Below are 18883 nucleotides of genomic sequence, written 5' to 3'. Positions count from 1 at the left end.
ACGGCCCCCGACAGTACCGAGGAGAACATCAATGACGATCAGCCCACCCGAGACCGACGGCTCCGTGCAGTTGCGCGGCGTCACCAAACTGTTCGGCTCGCAGACGGCGGTCGATCACATCGACCTCGACGTGCACAGCGGCGAGTTCATCTCCCTCCTCGGGCCGTCCGGCTGCGGCAAGACGACGCTGCTGCGGATGATCGCCGGGTTCGAGCATCCGGATGCCGGCGACATCCTGGTCGGCGGGGCGAGTGTCCTGAACACGCCGCCGTTCAAGCGCCCCGTCAACACCGTGTTCCAGTCGTACGCGCTGTTCCCGCACATGACCGTGGCAGAGAACGTCGCATACGGCCTGCGGCAGAAGCGGGTGCCGCGCGCCGAGATCGCCGGCCGGGTGCGGGATGCGCTCGACATGGCACGGATGGGCGGGTTCGCAGACCGCAGCCCGCAGAAGCTCTCCGGCGGGCAGCAGCAGCGTGTCGCCCTGGCCCGCGCGCTCGTCAACCGGCCGCGCGTTCTCCTGCTCGACGAGCCGATGTCAGCGCTCGACCGCAAGCTGCGCGAGGAGATGCAGATCGAACTGAAGCTGCTGCAGCGCCAGCTCGGCATCACGTTCGTGTTCGTCACTCACGACCAGCAGGAGGCGCTCTCGATGAGCGACCGCATCGTGGTGATGCAGGGCGGCGCCGTGCAGCAGGTCGGATCGACGGAGTCGGTGTACCTGTCTCCCGCGAACGCCTTCGTGGCCGGGTTCATCGGCAAGCAGAACTTCCTCGACGCGACCGTGCAGCAGGACGGCGTGCTGCTCGCCGCAGACGGGCCGGTCGGCTCTGCGGCCGGACGACAGGATGCGCACGCAGGCGATCGCGTGCGGGTCGCCGTGCGCGCGGAGGCGGTCACCGTCGTCGCCGAACGTCCGGAGACGAACGCCGTGCGCGGCACGCTTGCCGGGATCTCGTTCCTCGGCGATGTGATCCAGTACGTGGTCGTCACGGCGGCGGGCGTCGAGCTCCTCTCGCGGCAGGCCCCCGGCCAGGCAGCCCACCTCAGCACCGGGCAGGACGTGTGGTGCGGCTGGGAGGAGACAGAGGTTCACGTTTTCCCTGCCGACGACGCGGGCACGTCTCCTTCCGCCTCCGGCACCGGCGCAGAGGCCGCCTGATGGCGGGTCTCGGAGACCGGCGAGCGGCCGACGTCGTCGCCCTCATCCCGAAGGCGGGTTCCGCACGGATCACCAGGCGCGCCCTGCTCAGCGGCTTCGCCGTGACGGCGGCCGGACTGGCGCTCAGCGCGTGCAGCAAGCAGACCGCGTTCGGCGCATCCATCGCTCCGGACGGAAAGCTGGAGAGCCAGCTCAACGTCTACAGCTGGGGCGACTACGACGACCCGGCCAACATCTCCGCGTTCCAGAAGAAGACCGGCGTGACCGTGCAGCTCGACAGCTACGGCTCCAACGAGGAGATGATCGCCAAACTCGGCGCCACCCGCGGCACGAGTGGATACGACATCGTCGTCCCGACAGGCAACTACGTGCCGATGATGGCCGCGAACGGTCTGCTGCAGAAGCTCGACCACTCCCGCCTGCGCAACTTCGGCAACCTCGACCCGAACTACACCGACCAGTCCTGGGACCGCGGCAACGTCTATACGGTCTGCAAGGACTGGGGAACCACCGGGTTCGCGTACGACACGAACGTCATCACGCGCCCGATGAGCTCGTGGGCCGACTTCCTCGACGCCGCCCAGAAGGAGGCGAGCAAGAACGTCGCCGTGCTCGAAGACCCGTGGGAGGTGACCAGCATGTACTTCGCCGCCAACGGCATCGACCCGAACACGACGAAGAAGGCCGACCTGGATGCGGCGGAGCAGTACCTGGTGAACACCCTCGCCCCGCACCTCAAGGCGTTCAACTCGACCGCGGTCACCAGCGGCATCCCCGAGGGCACCTTCGCGCTCATCCAGGCGTTCAACGGCGACGCAAGGCAGGGACTGCTCGCGACGGACACGGTCCCGAAGAACTGGAAGTTCGTCTATCCGACGCCCACCGCCAACCTCTGGATGGACACCTGGGCCATCGCGACGGGGGCTCAGCATCCGGATGCGGCGTACGCGTTCATCGACGCGATCCTGGAGCCGGACGCCTCCTACCGCGAGGTCGACTACATCGGGTACTCGACCGGCGTGAAGGGCCTCAAGGAGCGGGCGAAGAAGGAGGGGTTCGACCTTCCCGAGCTGGTGTTCCCCTCCGACGAGGTGATCGCGCGGCTCACCCCGGCCGAGCTCAACGACGCGGCCGAACGGCTGGTGTCGATCGTGAACCGCATGATGGCGAAGGCAGGCTCGTGATGACGACGACAGCGACCGCATCCTCCATCGGCGGCGAGCACCTCGATGGCGAAGACGTCGACGGCCGACGCGCCGCCCCTGGGAGCGCGCCTCGACAGCGCCGCCCCCTCCGCTCCCGGATCTCAGGCACGACCGTGGCCGGCTTCCCGACCTGGGCGTTCGTGCTGTTCTTCTTCATCGTTCCGCTGGCGCTCGTGCTCTGGTACAGCTTCGGCTACAAGCCCGACCTGTTCTCCGCGCACGCCAACGACAAGCTGTCCTTCGACCGCTACGCGGAGGCTCTGGACGCGACCTTCCTCGGCACGTTCCTGAACACCCTGCGGATCGGGCTGCTCGGCACGGCGATCTGCCTGGTGATCGCTGTGCCGTTCGCATACTGGCTGGCGGTGAAGCTGCGGCCGCAGTACCGCGCGCTCGCCCTGGCGCTCGTGCTCGTGCCGTTCTGGACCAACTTCCTGGTGCGCACGCTCGGCTGGCAGATCGTGCTCTCGCCGCAGGGCTTCCTCTCCGACGCGTTGCAGGGGCTCGGGATCATCCACGGCAACCTCGACGTGCTCTACACCCAGGCGGCGGTGCAGCTCGGCGTCGTCTACAACTACCTGCCGCTGATGATCCTGCCGCTCTACGTCGCCATGGACCGCGCCGGCCAGCCGTTGCGCGAGGCGAGCGCGGACCTCGGAGCCAACCGGGTGCGCACGTTCCTGCAGGTGACGCTTCCGCTCGCTGCTCCCGGGATCGCATCCGGATGCCTGCTGGTGTTCATCCCGCTGATGGGCGACTACGTCACGGCGTCCGTGCTCGGCGGCGCGCAGGGCAACATGGTCGGCCAACTCGTGGCCAGCCAGTTCAACACCGCGCAGAACTGGGCGCTCGGCTCGGCGATGGCCGTGCTACTGATGCTGTTCATCGCCGCGGCCGTTGTCGTCGTCGGCGGCGCGACCCTGATCATCCGGTTCCTGGTCCGCCGCTCGCGACGGGTCGACCTCACGAAGGGAGCGGCGGCATGACGACGCAGACGGCGACAGAGGCGATGGCCGCGGTCCGCACCAGGGAGTCCGGCGACCGGCCGCGGAAGCGGCGGCGGCGCGACGGGGTGCACATCGGGCTGACGGTGTGGGGCATCCTGGTGTTCGCGTTCCTGTTCCTGCCCATCCTGGTGATGCTGGTGTACTCGTTCAACACCGGGCGGCTGCTGGCCACCTGGCAGGGCTTCGGGCTCGACGCGTACGTGAACGCGTGGGCGAACCCGGTGATCCGGTCGTCGGTGGTCACGTCGCTGGAGGCCGCGCTCGGCGCTGCGGTCCTCTCGACGATCCTCGGCACGCTCGGCGGGCTGGCGCTCGCGCGGTCCAAGGCGCGCACGTCGTGGGTGCTCTGGGCGACCCTGCTGCTGACGATCACCCTGTTCACGCCGGAGATCGTGGATGCGGTCTCGATGCTCCCCTGGTTCGTCAGTCTTGGCACGGACTTCGGCATCGGCGTGTTCAGCAACGGCCTGGTGCGCCTCGTCGTCGCCCACGCCGTGCTGTCCGTCGCTGTCGTGACGTTCATCGTGCGCGCCAGGATGCAGGGCATGGACGAAGCCCTCGAGGAGGCCGCCGCCGACCTGTACGCGCCACCGCTGAAGCGCTTCTGGCAGATCACGCTGCCCGTGGCGAGCCCGGCGATCTGGGCCGGCGCGCTGATGTCGTTCACCCTCAGCCTGGACAACACGATCGTCTCCAGCTTCGTGCAGGTCCCCGGCTCGACCCCGTGGCCCGTCTATATCTTCAGCTCCCTCCGCGTCGGCCTCCGGCCGGAGATCGCTGCGGTGTCCGCCGTGATGTTCGTGCTCACCCTGATCGCCCTCGCGGTCGTGGCGTTCGTGCTGCGCCGCAGTGGCGCATCCACGGAGGAGATGGCGAAGACCTTGGCGAGCGCGTGATGGGCGACGCGACGGCGGGTCTCACCGCCACGGGACGGGTGGATGCGCTCGCCACGCCGCTCGCGCACGAGCCGGTCCCCGAGGCGCAGCGGATCGCCGGCTCGCCGACGACCGGGCTGGTGTCGCTCGGCACGTTCGGCGACGTGGAGGTGGGCGTCTGGGAGATGACCCCCGGCACGTCGACCGACGTGGAGGACGACGAGCTGTTCGTGGTGATCGCCGGACGCGCGACCATCGCGTTCCCGGCGACCGGCGACGTGCTCGCGGTCGGGCCGGGCGACGTGGTGCGCCTGACCGCCGGGGACGCGACGGTGTGGACGGTGACGGAGACGCTGCGGAAGGTGTGGCTGGCCTAGGCCGGAGCGCCGTCAGCCGTTGTCGACCAGATCGCACCCCAGCGCCAGCTCCGCGTATGAGAGAACGTTCCGCCTGCTCTGCGCCCGGTCGAGGTCGACGCCGATCAGCGGATACAGGTCGTACGCATCCTCCAGCGCGACGAGGTTGCGGGCTATGACCGCTGCATCCGAGGCGAGTCGGAAGGTGCCGAGGCCGGCGCCGATTTCGATGATGGTGCGGTAGAGCATCACCTGACGCTCGACGATCGAGCGGTGCAACGGCTTGAACTGCGGCTGCTCGCGCAGCAGAGGGATGCACTCGTAGACGATGCGCAGGTCGTCGCTGATCACGTCGGGCACACCGGCCTCGACGAGGGCGACGATGCGGTCTCTGGGGTCGTCGTGGCGCTCTGCGATGGTGCGGCGGCGCTCGTAGAACTCCTCGACCACGCCCTCGACCGCCGCGAACATCAGCTCGTCGAACGACGGGAAGTAGTAGAGCACCGCCCCGGCGCTCACCTCGGCCTCCGCCGCCACTGCGCGCACGTTCGTCGCTGCGATGCCCCGCTCGCGGGCCACCTTGCGGGTGGCGGTGACGAGCTCTTCGCGTCGCTTCGCCTGTCGTGTGGTCGTCGTCACCGTTCTCCTGTCACCAGCTGCGCATCCACGCCGGCTGCTGCATCCTCGTCCGCCGTCGCGATGTTCGTCAGCGCAGCGTAGCGCGCCGGGGAACGTCTGCGCATGACCAGCCCCACCACGATCCCCGCCACGAACAGGATCGGGGTCGGCAGCAGCAGGATCCAGTTGACCGCGCCCTCCATCCCTGTCACCACATCGAAGTTGAACACGATGAGGAGGAGGCCGGTGATCAGCCCGAGCGCGCCGAGCGCCGGAGCGATGAGCGCCCGGAAGACGCTGTGACCCCTGCGGTCGCGGGAGAAGAAGCCGACGACGGACACCGCGGCGACCGCCTGAGCGAACACCAGCCCTGCGACACCGGTGGCGTACGTCCAGATCGCGAGCTGCAGGAACGGGTCTGCCCCCGTCAGGATGCACACCACCACGGCGATCAGGCAGATGACGGACAGCAGCAGGCTCGCGCGATACGGCGACCGCGTCACCGGGTGCGTGCGGCCGAGCGACCTCGGCAGCAGTCCCTCGCGCCCCAGCGAGAACAGGTAGCGGGAGCAGGCGTTGTGGAACGCGAGGAGACACGCGAAGAAGCTGGTGACGATGAGGACGCGCATCGCGATGGTCGCCCACTCCCCCAGATAGCTCCCGGATGCGCTGAACACCATGTCCTGGAAGTCGTCTCCTCGCGCCATCGCGAGCACGCCCTGCGCCCCGAACGCGACCGTGAGGATCCAGAAGGTGAACGCGTAGAAGATCCCGAGGAAGGCGACGGCGATGTACGTGGCTGCCGGCACCGTCCGCTTCGGGTCTTTGGCCTCCTCCGCGTAGATGGCTGTGCCCTCGAAGCCCAGATACGCGCCGAAGCCGACGACGAAGAGGCTGCCAGCTCCCGCGGCGAAGAAGACGTTCGCCGGGTCGAACGAGGCGAACGAGATGGGCTCAGGGCCGCCCTGGATGAGCACGGCGACGGCGAGCACCAGCAGGATCACGACCTCGAGGGTCAGCAGCACACCGAGCACCTTCGCGCCGACGTCGATGTGGCGGTAGCCGAGCAGCCCGACGATCACCAGCGCGACGAGCGAGTAGACGCCCCACGGCAGGTCGATGCCGAACAGGTCGTTGAAGGTCGACTGACCGAAGAAGCCGATGAAGCCGTAGAAGCAGACGCAGAGGAAGCCGTAGGCGAACACGGTCACGAACGCGATGCCGATCCCTGCCGGTTTACCGAGGCCGCGGGCGGCGTAGATGTAGAACGCCCCGGTGTTGCGGACGTGCTTGGACATCGCGGTGAAACCCATCGAGAACAGGATCAGGATGAGCCCGCAGGTCAGCATCGCGCCCGGCGCTCCGATGCCGCCCATCCGCAGCGTGGTCGGCCCCGCGCTCACCACCACCGTCAGGGGTGCTGCGGCCGAGATCACGAAGAAGACGATGCCCCACACCCCTAGACGACCGGAAGCGAGGGCGCCGCGGTTCTCGGTCGACGGGGCCGCTCGGCCTCCCTGCGCACCGGACCGGGCTGGCGCGGCCGGGCGGTCGCTCTGCTGATGCTGTGACATGGTGCTCCTCTGGTCGATGCGTCGTTGCACGGCGGGATGCGAGATGCTGTTGAACACGGATTAAACGCACACTGCGAATCCGTTGTCAATGAATCAAAGGTCTGTCGACCATCTTTCTGAACACGTGTTCAATTCTGTGTATGCTGTCCGCCATGACAGCCCCAGCCGGAACGCCCAGAGCCCGCGACCTCGGCGTGCCCTTCGACGGCACCCAGGGACCCGCGAACGCGATCACTGACGTCCCCGGCGTCGAGGTCGGATACGTCACACTCTCCGACGGCCCCGTGCAGACGGGCGTCACCGCGATCCTGCCGCGTGGGCGCGACGGTGTCGGCACAGCCTGCGCCGCCGCGACCTTCTCGCTCAATGGCAACGGCGAGCTCACCGGACGCAGCTGGATCGACGAGTCCGGCTCCCTCGCCCTGCCCGTTCTGATCACCAACTCGCACGCGGTCGGGACGATCCATCGCGGCGTCGTCGACTGGGTCGCTCTGGAGCATCCTGCCGTCGCGGCCCAGTGGATGCTCCCCGTCGTCGGCGAGACCTGGGACGGCTACCTCAACGACATCAACGGCGCACATGTCCGCCAGGAGCACGCGGCGGAGGCGATCATGCTGGCACACGGCGGCCCGATCGCGGAGGGCTCGGTCGGCGGTGGCACCGGCATGAACTGCTACGCGTTCAAGGGCGGCTCCGGCACCGCATCCCGGGTCGTGGCGCACGGCGGGAGCAGCTACACGGTCGGCGTGTTCCTGCAAGCCAACTTCGGCAAGCGTTCCGAATTGCGGCTCGCCGGGGTGCCGCTCGGCCGCCGCTCCGCCGCGCCGAACCCGATGGAGGAGTCGGACTGGTTCTCCCGGGACGGCGTGCAGCAGGCATCGGTGGCCGGCGCTGGTTCCGTCATCGCGGTCGTCGCGACGGACGCTCCGCTGCTCCCCGGCCAGCTCGCAGCCATCGCCAGGCGCGTTCCGCTCGGTCTCGCCCGCACGGGCACGACCGGGAGTCACTTCTCCGGAGACATCTTCCTCGCGTTCTCGACGGCGAACGCCGGGGCGTTCGGCTCCAGGATGCCCGCCGGACCGGCGACGGACGCCGACCGCGACACCATCGCCGCTCTGCCGTGGGGCCACATCGACGCGTTCTTCGAAGCGACGGTGGAGGCCGTCGAGGAGGCGGTCGCCAACGCTCTCGTGGCAGCACGGGATGCGGTCGGCCGCGCCGGCCACGCCAGCTACGCCCTCCCCCACGCCGAACTCCGCGCCGCCTTCTCCCCCACCGCCTGATCGATCGAGTCGGGACTTGTGCACGCGCTCCCCCGGCGTGTCGCATGCATAAGTCCCGGCTCGATTGCTTCGGCGGCGCGGAGGGGCCGGGGCGGGCGGTCAGGCGCGGGCGGAGCGGGCGAGGAGTGCCGCGTGCAGGGCGGAGAGCGTCTCGCCGTCGTCGAGGTCCATCGCGAGCAGGTCCTCGATGAGCGCGATGCGCTGGTAGAAGACCGAGCGGGAGAGGTGGCTCGCCGCAGCCGCCTTCGTGCGGTTGCCAGGGTGCGCCGCGTACGCGCGCAGCACGTCGAGCAGGTCTCCGCCGTTGGCGATGTCGTAATCGATCAGCGGCCGCAGCATCAGCTCGCTGTGCTCCTGCATCCGCGGATCGGCGCCGAGCGTGGTGACCAGGCGCAGGAGCGGGCGGTGCTCGGCGCGCAGGATGGTCGTGCCCCTGGAGCGCTTGCCGTCCGCGCGGGCGATGAGCTGCCCTGCCTCGGCGATCGACGCCAGCAGACCGGGGATGCCGGGAGCCTGCGACCCGAGAGCGACGGTCACCGCCGCGGCGCCGAGCCCCCCGGCACCCGACGCGCCGGAAGCAGCAGCAGCACCGCCTGCTCCCGCCGCACCACCCACGGCGCCGCCTGCGCCACCGGCACCGCCACCGGCCGCGCGCGCGACCGCCTGCGCCACCGCGGTCAGCGCCGCATCCGTCACCGGCCGCTCCGGACGCGACGACACCGCGAGCACGAGCATCCCGGCGGCGCGCCCCGGATGCTGCGCCACGAGCACGTCGAGGCCCTGATCGCGGGCCTCGCGCGTCGCTGCGTCAGCGAGCGCCGCACTGTCGGCACCGGACGGGCGCGCCCCGATCACCGCGCCGCTCAGCACGCGGCCGGCCACGGGCAGGCCGGACGCCTCGAAACGGGCGACCAGTCCGCTCTCGCTCGCGAACCGACGCCCGAGGAGCGCGCCGAGGAGCCTGTCGTGGCTCTGCCTGGTCCACTCGTCCGCATCCCGGTCTGCCAGTCTGCTGAGAGCGAGGGCGACCGCCGCCTGCTCGAGGACGTTCGACCGGCCGGCGGGATGCGGGAGCCCGGAGAGCGCGATGAGGTGCCCCCAGCGCATCCCGCGCGCCTCGACAGGGGTGATCAGCCAGCGCTCCTCCCCCGTGCCGCGGTGCGCCTGCCGGGAGCGCTGCTCCCAGTCCACGATGGCGACCTCCGCTGCGTCGATGCCGGAGGCGGCGATGACCCGGTGGTTGAGGTCTTCGAGCACCACCGGCGCTGCGAGCGCCCGCGCGGCCTGCGCGACGATGAAGTCGGCAGGACTTCCGCGGAGGCTGAGCTCCGTGAACAGGGCGTGGATCTCGTCCCTGGCGCGCAGCGCGACCATCTGGTCCGCAATGATGCGCGAGTGCACCGCCTCGGTGATCGCGATGAAGCGCACCTCCCTGTGCAGGACCACGAACGGCATTCCGGAGGCGCGGAACCCTGCGACCAGGGATGCGGGCGGCTCCGGCATCCTGTCGCTCAGTTCGAGCACGAGACCAGCGATGCCTCCGGCCGCCAGCCCATCGGCCAGAGCGAGCAGGCCGGCGTCGTCCGTCGGCCAGCCGGCGCCGGTGGAGAGCAGCAGCTCGCCTCCGCTGACGAGCCGCGCGCTCTCCGCCGTCTCCGAGACGTGCACCCAGCGCACCGGGCGGTCGAGCTCGTCCTCCCCCGACAGCACCTCCGGGAGGGCGCGGGCGACCTCGTCGAAGCGCAGGACGTCCCTGATGGTCGGCAGCACAGCGGACGAGCCACCCTCCGGACGATCTGTATCGCCCGCCGTCAAGCCCCGACGATCTGGCATCGCTCGCCCGCCTCCTTCTCTGTAACCATTGGGATGCAAGCCTACTGTTTTCATCCGGGCAGTTCGTCCGGCACGCATCGAAGGAGAATGCCCGTGGCCCTCATCCGTCACCTGATCGACGGCACGGAGACCGGCGAGCCCGTCCGCACCGGTCCCGTCTTCAACCCGGCGACCGGGGTGCAGCAGCACGAGGTCGTGCTCGCGAGCGTCTCCGACGTCGAAGCCGCCATCGCCGCCGCGCGCGCAGCCCTGCCAGGCTGGCGCGCGACCAGCCTGACCAAGCGCGCCGACGTGCTGTTCAAGCTGCGTCACCTCCTCACCGAGCGCTCCGCGGAGCTCGCCGCCATCGTCACCAGCGAGCACGGCAAGGTGCTCTCCGACGCCGCAGGCGAGATCGGCCGCGGACTGGAGAACGTCGAGTTCGCCTCCGGCCTCATCAACCAGCTCAAGGGCGAGTACAGCGAACAGGTCTCCACCGGCATCGACGTGCACAGCGTCAAGCAGCCCGTCGGCGTCGTCGGCTGCATCACCCCGTTCAACTTCCCGGTGATGGTGCCGCTCTGGATGGTCGCGAGCGCCATCGCCTGCGGCAACACGGTCGTACTCAAGCCGAGCGAGAAGGACCCGAGCGCGTCCGTCTTCCTGGCGAAGCTGTTCCTCGAGGCCGGTCTCCCCGCCGGCGTCCTCAACGTGGTGCACGGAGACAAGGTCGCCGTCGACACCATCCTCGACAGCCCCCAGGTGGATGCGGTCAGCTTCGTCGGCTCCACCCCGATCGCGCGCTCGATCTACCAGCGCGCGAGCGCCAACGGCAAGCGCGTGCAGGCTCTCGGCGGCGCGAAGAACCACATGGTCGTCCTGGAGGACGCCGACATCGAGGCCGCGGCGGACGCCGCCGTGTCCGCCGCATACGGATCGGCGGGCGAGCGCTGCATGGCGGTGAGCGTGCTCGTGGCCGTCGGCGACGTCGGCGACCGGCTGGTCCCGGCGATCGAGCGCCGCCTCGGCGCGCTCGTGATCGGCGACGGCACGGACGCGGCGAGCGAGATGGGCCCGCTGATCACGCGGGAGCACCGCGACAAGGTCGCCTCCTACGTCACGGGAGCCGCCGCAGAGGGCGCGACCGTGGTGGTCGACGGCACCGCCAAGCAGTTCGACGCGGACGGCTTCTTCATCGGTGTGAGCCTGATCGACGACGTCGGAACGGAGATGGCCGTCTACACCGACGAGATCTTCGGCCCTGTGCTCTCCGTGGTCAGGGTCGACACCTTCGAGGACGCCGTGGACCTCGTCAACAGCAACGTCTACGGCAACGGCGTCGCGCTGTTCACCCGCGACGGCGGCGCCGCCCGCCAGTTCGAGTTCGACATCGAGGTGGGCATGGTGGGCATCAACGTCCCCATCCCCGTGCCGATCGGCGCGTACTCGTTCGGCGGCTGGAAGAACTCGCTGTTCGGCGACTCGCACATCTACGGACCGGAGTCGTTCCACTTCTACACGCGCAGCAAGGTCGTCACCACGCGCTGGCCTGACCCGGTGCACTCGAAGATCGAGCTCGCCTTCCCGGGCAACTCCTGAGCAGGACAGGACGGACACCATGACCGACACCATCGCATCCACCACCGCTGCTCGCACCGGATACCAGGACAGGCGCGGCGTCACGCACGCCTTCGGCGACAGCGACGCGGAAACCCAGGTGCGCGCCGACGACCGCAGCCACGTTTTCCACTCCTGGAGCGCACAGGCGCAGATCGACCCGCTGCCCATCGCGGCAGGCGAAGGCTCGACGTTCTGGGACTACAAGGGCAACGCGTACCTCGACTTCAGCTCGCAGCTGGTGAACCTCAACCTCGGCCACCAGCACCCCGACCTGGTGCGCGCCATCCAGGAGCAGGCTGGACGCCTCGCGACCATCCAGCCGTCGATGGCGAACGATGTGCGCGGCGAGCTCGCCAGGCGGATCGCCCGCGTCGCCCCCGGCACCCTGAACCGGGTGTTCTTCACCAACGGGGGTGCGGATGCGAACGAGTACGCCGTGCGCATGGCCAGGCGCGTCACCGGCCGCCGCAAGGTGCTGTCGATGTACCGCTCGTACCACGGCGGCACCGGCGCGGCCATCTCCCTGACCGGCGACCCCCGGCGCTGGGCCAACGAGCCGAGCGACCCGTCCGTCGCCCACTTCTTCGGCCCGTACCTGTACCGCTCCGCCTTCCACGCGAGCACGCAGGAGGAGGAGACCCAGCGCGCGCTCGAGCACCTGGAGAGCGTGATCGTGCTGGAGGGCGCTGCCACGATCGCCGCGATCGTCCTCGAGACCATCGTCGGGACCAACGGCGTGCTCGTGCCGCCTCCCGGCTACCTGGCCGGGGTGCGTGCGCTCTGCGACCGCTACGGCATCGTCTACATCGCCGACGAGGTCATGGTCGGCTTCGGCCGCGTCGGCGAGTGGTTCGCCGTGGATGCGTTCGGTGTCGTCCCCGACCTGATCACCTTCGCCAAGGGGGTCAACTCCGGCTATGTTCCGCTCGGCGGCGTGGTGATCTCGGACAGGATCGCGGAGTTCTTCGACGATGTGTCGTTCCAGGGCGGACTCACGTATTCCGGGCATCCACTGGCCTGCGCGGCGGGGGTCGCGACGTTCGAGGTGTTCGAGCGCGACGGCATCCTGGAGCGCGTGCGCGACCTCGGAGAGCGGGTGGTCGAGCCGACGATCACCGGGTGGCTGGACACGCATCCATCGCTCGGCGAGGTGCGCGGCCGCGGACTGTTCTGGGCGCTCGAGCTCGTGCGCGACCGCGAGACCCGCGAGCCGCTCGTGCCGTTCAACGCCGCCGGCGCCGACGCCGCCCCGATGGCCGAGGTGGCTGCCGTGTGCAAGGCGGCCGGAGTGTGGCCGTTCACGCACTTCAACCGGATGCACATCGCGCCGCCGCTGGTGATCGAGGAGGACGAGCTGCGCCGCGGTCTCGCCGCGATCGACGCAGCGCTCAGCGTGGCCGACCGCCACACGCGCTGACCGGGAGCCCGCGCCCATCCGCAGCGTGAATCCATCCACAGCGGGGCTCCGGCAGGACGCCGGGGCCCCGTTGTGCGGTTAGGGTTGGGCCATGACCGAACCCGGAGACGGCCGCGTCGCCGTGTACATCGACTTCGACAACATCGTGATCTCGAGGTACGACCAAGTCCACGGCCGCGGCCAGTTCATGCGCGACAGACAGAAGGCGGCAGGCAAGACCGACCCGACCTTCACGGCGAAGCTCGCTGAGGCGACCGTGGACATCGGAGCCGTGATCGACTTCGCATCGTCGTTCGGCACGCTCGTGCTCACGCGTGCATACGCCGACTGGTCGGCCGCGGTCAACGCCGACTACCGCGGGCAGCTCGTCGGCCGCGCCGTCGACCTCGTGCAGCTCTTCCCCGCCGCCGCGTACGCCAAGAACGGCGCAGACATCCGGCTGGCCGTGGATGCGGTCGAAGACCTGTTCCGGCTGCCAGACCTCACCCACGTGGTGATCGTGGCGGGAGACTCCGACTACATCGCGCTCGCCCAGCGCTGCAAGCGGCTCGGACGCTACGTGATCGGGATCGGCGTCGCAGGGTCGACGAGCAAGTCGCTCGCCGCGGCGTGCGACGACTTCGTGACATACGACGACCTGCCCGGCGTCGCGCGCGCGGAGGACGACGACGCCGAAGAGGTCGCTGCGCCGATCGTGGCCCGCTCCCGCGCCGCTGCCAGGGGCACTGCCGCTCGGGACACCGCCGCCGCCGAGCCGACCGCCGATGCTGCCGCCGAGCCGACCGTTGACGCTGCCGCACCAGCGGAGGCCGCTGCCGAGACAGCCGCCGAGCCCGTTGCAGCGCCGAAGCGGCGCCGCTCGACCAAGGCAGCGGCAGCACAGGAACCCGTCGTGGAAGAACCGGCGGAGGAGCCAGGCGAAGACCCGCAAGTCGTCGCCACCCGCCTCCTCGCCCGCGCCATGCAGCTCGGGCACGAGAAAGACGACGCCGAGTGGCTGCACAGCTCAACGGTGAAGGGCCAGATGAAGCGCATGGACCCGTCGTTCAGCGAGAAGTCGCTCGGCTACCGGTCGTTCAGCGACTTCATCAAGTCGCGCAGCACGCTGGTCGAACTCGACGACAGCTCGACTGCGCAGATGCTGCGCCTCGCGCCGACCAGGGCGGCGCGACGCGCTCAGCATTCGGGCCGCGTGTCCTGAGCCGGTACACAGGTCGGGGGAATTGGATAGACGCATGGCACGACGATGGGTTGCGACACGCTGGGGTGGACTGGACGGTTGGGAGTTCCAGGAGGTAGACCTCCCGGAGCCAGGACCGGGCGAGGTGACTATCCGCGTCACGGCGGCCGGGGTCAACCCGGCCGACTACAAGCACGTCTCCGCCCCGCGCGCCGGCGTCGACCTGCCGGCGCCGATCGGCTACGAGGTGGCCGGGGTGCTGTCCGCGATCGGTCCTGATACCGAGATCGCCTCCGGAGGCGGAGCCGTCGGAGACGCGGTCGTCGCCTTCCGCATCTCCGGCGGATACGCGACGGAGGTGGTCGTGCCCGCCAAGGACGTGTTCGCGAAGCCGGCACGACTGGAGGACGCTGCGGCGGCGAACCTGCTGCTGGCCGGATCGACGGCGTCGCAGGCGCTGCACGTCGTCGGCGCGCGCGCAGGCGAGACGATCCTCGTGCACGGCGCATCCGGTGCTGTCGGGGTCAGCGTGCTGCAGCAGGCAGCCGAACTCGACGTGCACGTGATCGGGACGGCGAGCGAGGCGCGGTTCGCCGAGGTGCGCCGCTTCGGCGGGACGCCCATCGCCTACGGGCCAGGACTCCTGGACAGGGCTCGGGAGGCCGGCCACGGTCACATCCGGGCGGCCATCGACACCGTCGGCACGGACGAGGCCGTCGACGTGTCGCTCGAACTTGTCGCCGACCGCAGCCGCATCGTCACGATCGCCGCTGCGGGCCGCGCGACCCAGGACGGCTTCCAGGCGATCGGCGGCGGCCAGCCGGAGAGCGCTGCGTATCGTGACAGCGTCAGAGCCGATCTGCTCGCTCTCGCGGGCAGCGGGCGGCTGCAGGTGCCCGTCGCGCGCACGTACCCGCTCGCGGACGCGATCGAGGCGCTCGCCTTCCTGCAGGAGGGGCATCCGGGCGGGAAGATCGCGTTGCTGCCGTGATCAGGTGACGCCTGGCCCCAAGCGCGCGCGTTCGACCCCGCCGGGGTCGTCGCAGCCCCGCGGCGTGCATCCCGTGGCTGTCAGCTCACCTGCAACTGCTGGGTCGACGGAGCAGGGCAGAGCAGGAACGTGTGACCGTGGTCCTGCTCCCGTCCGTGTTCGTCGATCCTTCTGCCGCACAGCGGGCAGACGCTCGCCTCAGCCGTCCTCGGGCTCTCGGGATCGTACGGGCCGATCGGGGGTGGTCCGAGGATCGGGAGGAGCCGGGCATCCAGCCACTCCGCCGCTCGTCCGGCGCGATCGCCGTGGCGGTTCTCCACTCGTATCATGGGCTGATCGTACGTCCGGAACAGTGGACGCCGGCCGTGAGTTCCCGAGACGCCTGCGGCGACCGAGGCGGCGCGTTCAGGCGGGCTTGCTCGCCTTACCGTCGAGCCACAGCGTCTCAGACTCGTCGCCGTGCGTGCCGTCGTCTCCGACGAACTTCGTGCTGATCTTCGGGCCCTTCGTGATCACGTGGACCAGCGCCATCCCGTGGCCGCGGCCCAGGTCGAAGTCGGTCTTCAGCCAGTCCAGGATGGGGCCGGCCTTCGTGCCTTCGCCGAACCCGCGCTCCTTCGCGAGCTCGATGAACTCGCGCGGCGTCTTGCCGGTCTTCTCCTCGATGTTGTCGAGATATGCCTGGAACGACATGTGCCGTTGTCCCCCCCTCGTCGCGGACGCTTTCCGCAGAGTCTAGCGGGGGTCCCGCAGATGCGCCTCCGCCTGCTCCTCCGGCATGATCACCATGCCGCCTGTGCGCTGACTCGACTGAAGAAGCGCCTCCATCCACTGCTCGTTCAGCGTGGGCGGACGGCTTCCGGCGAACACGAACGCCATCGGCAGTTCGCGACTGATCCACAGGCTGATCCTGCCGCCGCCCTGCTCAGGCGGGATCTCCCAGTTGAGCAGGAAACTCTCGTGCCTGCGGAGCTTGGTGACGATGGCGATCTTGACGTGCGAGAGCACCCTGTCGTCGAAGTCGTACTCTTCTCCGTACCCGTAGATCAGCTTTCCCATCGGGTCACTCCGCCCGCTCAGCGCGCTTCGTCCGCGACGCCCGGTACGTGCCCTCCGGCACCTCCTCGCGGATCTCGGCCCTGAGCTCGTCCTCGAGCAGCAGTCCGGAGTTGCTGTTCGCGCGCTCGGTCAGCATGGTCAGCCATTCCCGGTTCAGCTCGGGGAGTCTCGCGTGCGTGAAGACGAACTGGATGCTGATCGACGGGTCGAGCCAGATCGACCGCAGCGTGCCCTCCGTGGCGCCGGATCTGTCGATCCAGAGCAGCAGGAACCCTTCCCTGCGGCGGAGCTTCGTCGCGATCACGGCCTGCAGGTGAGCGAGCACGCGATCGTCGAAGGTGAAGCCGTCCGTCCCGTCGTAGATCAGCGTTCCCATTCAGTTCCTCTCCGGGGTCCACTTTCGCCTGCACCGGTCGCCGCGTCAAGTCGGATTCCGGTTTCGGCACCGTGCGCGTTTCCTGCGCACGGCGGGGCGTATCCGGTCGTATGCTCCGCGGCATGGACGCTCTCACGCGAACCATCAAAGCGGCCCTCCTGTACGAGGACGGGGTGACGCTCGACAGCGTCGTCATCGTCCCCCTGATCGGCGGATGCCCACCGGGCGAGATCCGCGTCGCGACGACGTTCGGAGGCGCGCTCGCCTACGACGTCTACGAGCTGGACGACGACGAGGAGTTCTCGTCGATGCCCGCCTATCCGTACAAGGCCACCGTGCCGGTCACCACTGCCGACCTCGACGACTAGCGTCCGGCCGCGCGCTGCAGCAGCGCTCGTACATCGTCGTCGAACGGCGCAACGGGTCCATCCACCGGGATGCCGGGGGCGACGGCGCCGATCGGCAGCGCGCTCACCACGGACGGCGCGACGCCCCAGGATGCGCGCCAGCCGCCGATCTGCTCGGCGGACGCCGCGTAGACGATCCGACCGAGCCCCACCCAGGCGTGCGCAGCCGAGCACATCGGGCAGTGCTCCCCCGATGTGTACACGACCGCGCTCGCGCGGGCGTCGAGGTCGAGGTTCCTGGCGGCCCAGCGCGCCAGCTCGAACTCGGGGTGCATCGTGTCGTCCCCGCTGCCGACGCGGTTGCGGTCCTCGGCGAGGACCGTTCCGTCGGCCGCGACCAGCACGGACCCGAACGGCTCGTCGCCCGCATCCAGTGCCTGGGCCGCGAGCTGCACGGCACGGGCGATGTGGCGGGTGTCGTCGTCGCTGATGGTCATGCCGCCACCATAGACCCCGCCTCGGTCGTCGTAGGCTGGACGCCGTGACCGATGCCAAGCGCCCGGGCGCCGCCGTCGCAGCGCTCAGCGTCGGGACGCTGCTCAACCCGCTGAACTCGTCGATGATCGCGGTCGCCCTGGTCTCGTTGCAGCACAGCTTCCGCGTGGACATCGCCACGGTCACCTGGGTCATCACCTCCTTCTACCTCGCCTCGGCGGCCGGGCAGCCGCTGATGGGGCGCTTCGCCGACCGGTTCGGCCCGCGCAGGCTGTTCCTGTTCGGGATGCTCGTGGTCGTGGTCGCCTGCGCCCTCACGCCGTTCGCGTCCTCCTTCTTCGCGGTGTGCGCCGGGCGGGTGGCTCTCGCCGTCGGCACGGCGACGGCCTTCCCGTCCGCCATCGCGATGCTGCGCTCGATCACGGCGGGGTCGGCAGCGGCAGGCTCCCGCACGGCGACGCCCAGGTTGCTTGGGCGCATCCAGATCGCCAACACGTCCGGGGCGGCGATCGGGCCCGTGCTCGGCGGGGTGCTGGTGACCTTCCTCGGCTGGCAGGCCATCTTCTGGGTGAACGTGCCGATCGCCTTCCTCGCCTTCGCCGGGGTGTGGCTGTTCGCGCCGCGCGATCCGGAGCGGGTGCGGGCACCGCTGCGGCAGGTGGTCGCCGAGTCTGACATCCCCGGCATCGTGGCGTTCGTGACGGCGCTGGCGACGATGCTCGTCTTCCTGCTCGACCTGCGGCCGCAGCCGCTGTGGTGGCTGCTCCCGGTGAGCATCGCCGCCGCGGCGCTGTTCGTCTGGCGCGAGCTGCGCACCGCGCACCCGTTCCTCGACCTGCGGCTGCTCGCGGCGAACCGGCGCCTGCTGATGGTGTATCTGTGCTTCGCGATCTTCAACATCGTCTACTACTCGGCGTTCTTCGGGCTGCCGCAGTTCCTGCAGGAGCACGGAGGGTACTCGGCGGGGATCACCGGCCTGCTGATGTTCCCGCTCGCGGCGGTGACCATCGTGGCGACGCCGTTCGCCGCGCGAGCGATCGAGCGCGTCGGGGTGCGCACCACGCTGCTCTGGGGCGCGTCGGCGCTGATCGTCGGCGCTGGGCTGCTGGCTGTCGGCGCCGCGACGACGGCCCCGGTGGTCGTGCTGGTGCTCACGGCCGTGCTCGGCGTTCCGTACTGCGTGGTCAGCATCGCGATGAACCAGGCGCTGTACGCGGCGGCCCGCCCCCAGGACGCCGGTGTCGCGGCGGGGATCTTCCAGACCGCGCGCTACGTCGGCGCGATCGTGGCGACCACGATGCTCGGCCTGCTGTTCACCGGCGGGACCACCGCATCCACCTGGCTGGCGGCGGTGAGCGTTGCGACGGCCCTCGCGGTGGTGCACCTGGCGCTGCTCGTCTTCGTGCGGCCGCGCCGAACGAAGGAGCTTCCGGGCGACACGCCGCCCGCGACTCCGTAGCGACGGATTCCGCGCCTCCCGGCCGCACGATCACCGTCGGGACGGAG

At 69.8% G+C, this 18883-nt stretch carries 20 protein-coding genes; 12 read left to right on the top strand and 8 right to left on the bottom strand.

All coding sequences use genetic code 11. From position 1 onward, the window contains the following. Positions 1–31: 31 nt before the first annotated feature. From ASE16_RS13405 to ASE16_RS13385, 5 genes are read left to right on the top strand one after another with little or no spacing between them, the layout of a single operon-like run. Positions 32–1162 (top strand): ABC transporter ATP-binding protein, encoded by a 1131-nt coding sequence (locus tag ASE16_RS13405; protein WP_055895671.1) that lies wholly within the window; start codon positions 32–34, stop codon positions 1160–1162. Further along, positions 1162–2346: a spermidine/putrescine ABC transporter substrate-binding protein gene (locus ASE16_RS13400; protein ID WP_055895669.1), complete on the top strand. Its 1185-nt coding sequence runs from the start codon at positions 1162–1164 to the stop codon at positions 2344–2346. Before ASE16_RS13405 ends, ASE16_RS13400 begins: the two co-directional genes overlap by 1 nt. Continuing rightward, entirely contained in the window at positions 2346–3353 is a 1008-nt protein-coding gene (locus ASE16_RS13395) for an ABC transporter permease (protein WP_082581442.1), read from the top strand. The genes ASE16_RS13400 and ASE16_RS13395 overlap by 1 nt, the downstream gene beginning before the upstream one ends. Next, positions 3350–4270 carry an ABC transporter permease gene (locus ASE16_RS13390; protein WP_235500489.1) on the top strand — a complete coding sequence of 307 codons (921 nt, stop codon included), beginning with the start codon at positions 3350–3352 and terminating at the stop codon, positions 4268–4270. Before ASE16_RS13395 ends, ASE16_RS13390 begins: the two co-directional genes overlap by 4 nt. Continuing rightward, on the top strand, positions 4270–4626 hold the full coding sequence (locus ASE16_RS13385) for a cupin domain-containing protein (protein ID WP_055895667.1): 357 nt from the start codon (positions 4270–4272) through the stop codon (positions 4624–4626). The genes ASE16_RS13390 and ASE16_RS13385 overlap by 1 nt, the downstream gene beginning before the upstream one ends. Positions 4627–4638: 12 nt before the next feature. On the opposite strand, the gene ASE16_RS13380 is transcribed toward ASE16_RS13385, so the two are convergent. Further along, positions 4639–5244, bottom strand: coding sequence for a TetR/AcrR family transcriptional regulator (locus tag ASE16_RS13380; RefSeq protein ID WP_055895665.1), 606 nt, complete (start codon positions 5242–5244; stop codon positions 4639–4641). Next, positions 5241–6797, bottom strand: coding sequence for an APC family permease (locus tag ASE16_RS13375; protein ID WP_082581484.1), 1557 nt, complete (start codon positions 6795–6797; stop codon positions 5241–5243). Before ASE16_RS13375 ends, ASE16_RS13380 begins: the two co-directional genes overlap by 4 nt. 152 nt (positions 6798–6949) lie before the next feature. Between ASE16_RS13375 and ASE16_RS13370 the strand changes: the two genes are divergently transcribed. Next, positions 6950–8080, top strand: a complete 1131-nt coding sequence (locus ASE16_RS13370) for a P1 family peptidase (RefSeq protein ID WP_082581483.1) — start codon at positions 6950–6952, stop codon at positions 8078–8080. Between the two features lie 99 nt (positions 8081–8179). Here ASE16_RS13370 and ASE16_RS13365 read toward each other — a convergent pair whose 3' ends face one another. Then, positions 8180–9913 (bottom strand): PucR family transcriptional regulator, encoded by a 1734-nt coding sequence (locus ASE16_RS13365; protein WP_055895662.1) that lies wholly within the window; start codon positions 9911–9913, stop codon positions 8180–8182. A 93-nt stretch (positions 9914–10006) separates the two neighbouring features. On the opposite strand from ASE16_RS13365, the gene ASE16_RS13360 reads away from it, so the two are divergent. The 4 genes from ASE16_RS13360 to ASE16_RS13345 all read left to right on the top strand — a co-directional run bounded on the left by ASE16_RS13360 (position 10007) and on the right by ASE16_RS13345 (position 15100). Then, a complete protein-coding gene (locus ASE16_RS13360; protein WP_055896537.1) occupies positions 10007–11491 on the top strand; it encodes a CoA-acylating methylmalonate-semialdehyde dehydrogenase in 1485 nt (494 codons plus the stop codon). Between the two features lie 19 nt (positions 11492–11510). Then, entirely contained in the window at positions 11511–12929 is a 1419-nt protein-coding gene (locus tag ASE16_RS13355) for an aspartate aminotransferase family protein (RefSeq protein ID WP_055895661.1), read from the top strand. Positions 12930–13020: 91 nt separating this feature from the next. Then, positions 13021–14130: an NYN domain-containing protein gene (locus ASE16_RS13350; protein ID WP_082581441.1), complete on the top strand. Its 1110-nt coding sequence runs from the start codon at positions 13021–13023 to the stop codon at positions 14128–14130. Between the two features lie 34 nt (positions 14131–14164). Next, a complete protein-coding gene (locus ASE16_RS13345; RefSeq protein ID WP_055895660.1) occupies positions 14165–15100 on the top strand; it encodes an NADP-dependent oxidoreductase in 936 nt (311 codons plus the stop codon). Between the two features lie 80 nt (positions 15101–15180). Here ASE16_RS13345 and ASE16_RS13340 read toward each other — a convergent pair whose 3' ends face one another. The 4 genes from ASE16_RS13340 to ASE16_RS13325 form a co-directional block, all read right to left on the bottom strand. Continuing rightward, on the bottom strand, positions 15181–15429 hold the full coding sequence (locus tag ASE16_RS13340) for a hypothetical protein (protein ID WP_157480377.1): 249 nt from the start codon (positions 15427–15429) through the stop codon (positions 15181–15183). 76 nt (positions 15430–15505) lie between these two features. After that, on the bottom strand, positions 15506–15793 hold the full coding sequence (locus tag ASE16_RS13335; RefSeq protein WP_055895658.1) for a DUF4287 domain-containing protein: 288 nt from the start codon (positions 15791–15793) through the stop codon (positions 15506–15508). Positions 15794–15835: 42 nt separating this feature from the next. Further along, positions 15836–16159 (bottom strand): hypothetical protein, encoded by a 324-nt coding sequence (locus ASE16_RS13330; RefSeq protein WP_055895657.1) that lies wholly within the window; start codon positions 16157–16159, stop codon positions 15836–15838. 4 nt (positions 16160–16163) lie between these two features. Beyond that, positions 16164–16535: a hypothetical protein gene (locus ASE16_RS13325; protein WP_055895655.1), complete on the bottom strand. Its 372-nt coding sequence runs from the start codon at positions 16533–16535 to the stop codon at positions 16164–16166. 122 nt (positions 16536–16657) lie between these two features. Between ASE16_RS13325 and ASE16_RS13320 the strand changes: the two genes are divergently transcribed. Then, entirely contained in the window at positions 16658–16903 is a 246-nt protein-coding gene (locus tag ASE16_RS13320) for a hypothetical protein (RefSeq protein WP_055896531.1), read from the top strand. On the opposite strand, the gene ASE16_RS13315 is transcribed toward ASE16_RS13320, so the two are convergent. Beyond that, positions 16900–17379 (bottom strand): nucleoside deaminase, encoded by a 480-nt coding sequence (locus ASE16_RS13315; protein WP_055895653.1) that lies wholly within the window; start codon positions 17377–17379, stop codon positions 16900–16902. The two genes, ASE16_RS13320 and ASE16_RS13315, sit on opposite strands and share 4 nt — an antisense overlap. A gap of 44 nt (positions 17380–17423) precedes the next feature. Between ASE16_RS13315 and ASE16_RS13310 the strand changes: the two genes are divergently transcribed. Continuing rightward, complete coding sequence (locus tag ASE16_RS13310; protein WP_055895651.1) at positions 17424–18836, top strand: MFS transporter; 1413 nt, start codon at positions 17424–17426, stop codon at positions 18834–18836. The last annotated feature ends 47 nt before the right edge of the window (positions 18837–18883 follow it).

This window comes from Leifsonia sp. Root227 (genome assembly GCF_001428745.1).
Lineage (GTDB): Bacteria > Actinomycetota > Actinomycetes > Actinomycetales > Microbacteriaceae > Leifsonia.
This window is presented reverse-complemented; position numbering and strand designations above follow the sequence as displayed.

What these genes read in the sequence shown, in the direction of transcription:
- ASE16_RS13405 (WP_055895671.1), top strand. Translation starts at nt 32, where the DNA reads ATGACGATCAGCCCACCCGAGACCGACGGCTCCGTGCAGTTGCGCGGC.
- ASE16_RS13400 (WP_055895669.1), top strand. Translation starts at nt 1,162, where the DNA reads ATGGCGGGTCTCGGAGACCGGCGAGCGGCCGACGTCGTCGCCCTCATC.
- ASE16_RS13395 (WP_082581442.1), top strand. Translation starts at nt 2,346, where the DNA reads ATGACGACGACAGCGACCGCATCCTCCATCGGCGGCGAGCACCTCGAT.
- ASE16_RS13390 (WP_235500489.1), top strand. Translation starts at nt 3,350, where the DNA reads ATGACGACGCAGACGGCGACAGAGGCGATGGCCGCGGTCCGCACCAGG.
- ASE16_RS13385 (WP_055895667.1), top strand. Translation starts at nt 4,270, where the DNA reads ATGGGCGACGCGACGGCGGGTCTCACCGCCACGGGACGGGTGGATGCG.
- ASE16_RS13375 (WP_082581484.1), bottom strand. Translation starts at nt 6,797, where the DNA reads ATGTCACAGCATCAGCAGAGCGACCGCCCGGCCGCGCCAGCCCGGTCC.
- ASE16_RS13370 (WP_082581483.1), top strand. Translation starts at nt 6,950, where the DNA reads ATGACAGCCCCAGCCGGAACGCCCAGAGCCCGCGACCTCGGCGTGCCC.
- ASE16_RS13365 (WP_055895662.1), bottom strand. Translation starts at nt 9,913, where the DNA reads ATGCCAGATCGTCGGGGCTTGACGGCGGGCGATACAGATCGTCCGGAG.
- ASE16_RS13355 (WP_055895661.1), top strand. Translation starts at nt 11,511, where the DNA reads ATGACCGACACCATCGCATCCACCACCGCTGCTCGCACCGGATACCAG.
- ASE16_RS13350 (WP_082581441.1), top strand. Translation starts at nt 13,021, where the DNA reads ATGACCGAACCCGGAGACGGCCGCGTCGCCGTGTACATCGACTTCGAC.
- ASE16_RS13345 (WP_055895660.1), top strand. Translation starts at nt 14,165, where the DNA reads ATGGCACGACGATGGGTTGCGACACGCTGGGGTGGACTGGACGGTTGG.
- ASE16_RS13340 (WP_157480377.1), bottom strand. Translation starts at nt 15,429, where the DNA reads ATGATACGAGTGGAGAACCGCCACGGCGATCGCGCCGGACGAGCGGCG.
- ASE16_RS13335 (WP_055895658.1), bottom strand. Translation starts at nt 15,793, where the DNA reads ATGTCGTTCCAGGCATATCTCGACAACATCGAGGAGAAGACCGGCAAG.
- ASE16_RS13330 (WP_055895657.1), bottom strand. Translation starts at nt 16,159, where the DNA reads ATGGGAAAGCTGATCTACGGGTACGGAGAAGAGTACGACTTCGACGAC.
- ASE16_RS13325 (WP_055895655.1), bottom strand. Translation starts at nt 16,535, where the DNA reads ATGGGAACGCTGATCTACGACGGGACGGACGGCTTCACCTTCGACGAT.
- ASE16_RS13320 (WP_055896531.1), top strand. Translation starts at nt 16,658, where the DNA reads ATGGACGCTCTCACGCGAACCATCAAAGCGGCCCTCCTGTACGAGGAC.
- ASE16_RS13315 (WP_055895653.1), bottom strand. Translation starts at nt 17,379, where the DNA reads ATGACCATCAGCGACGACGACACCCGCCACATCGCCCGTGCCGTGCAG.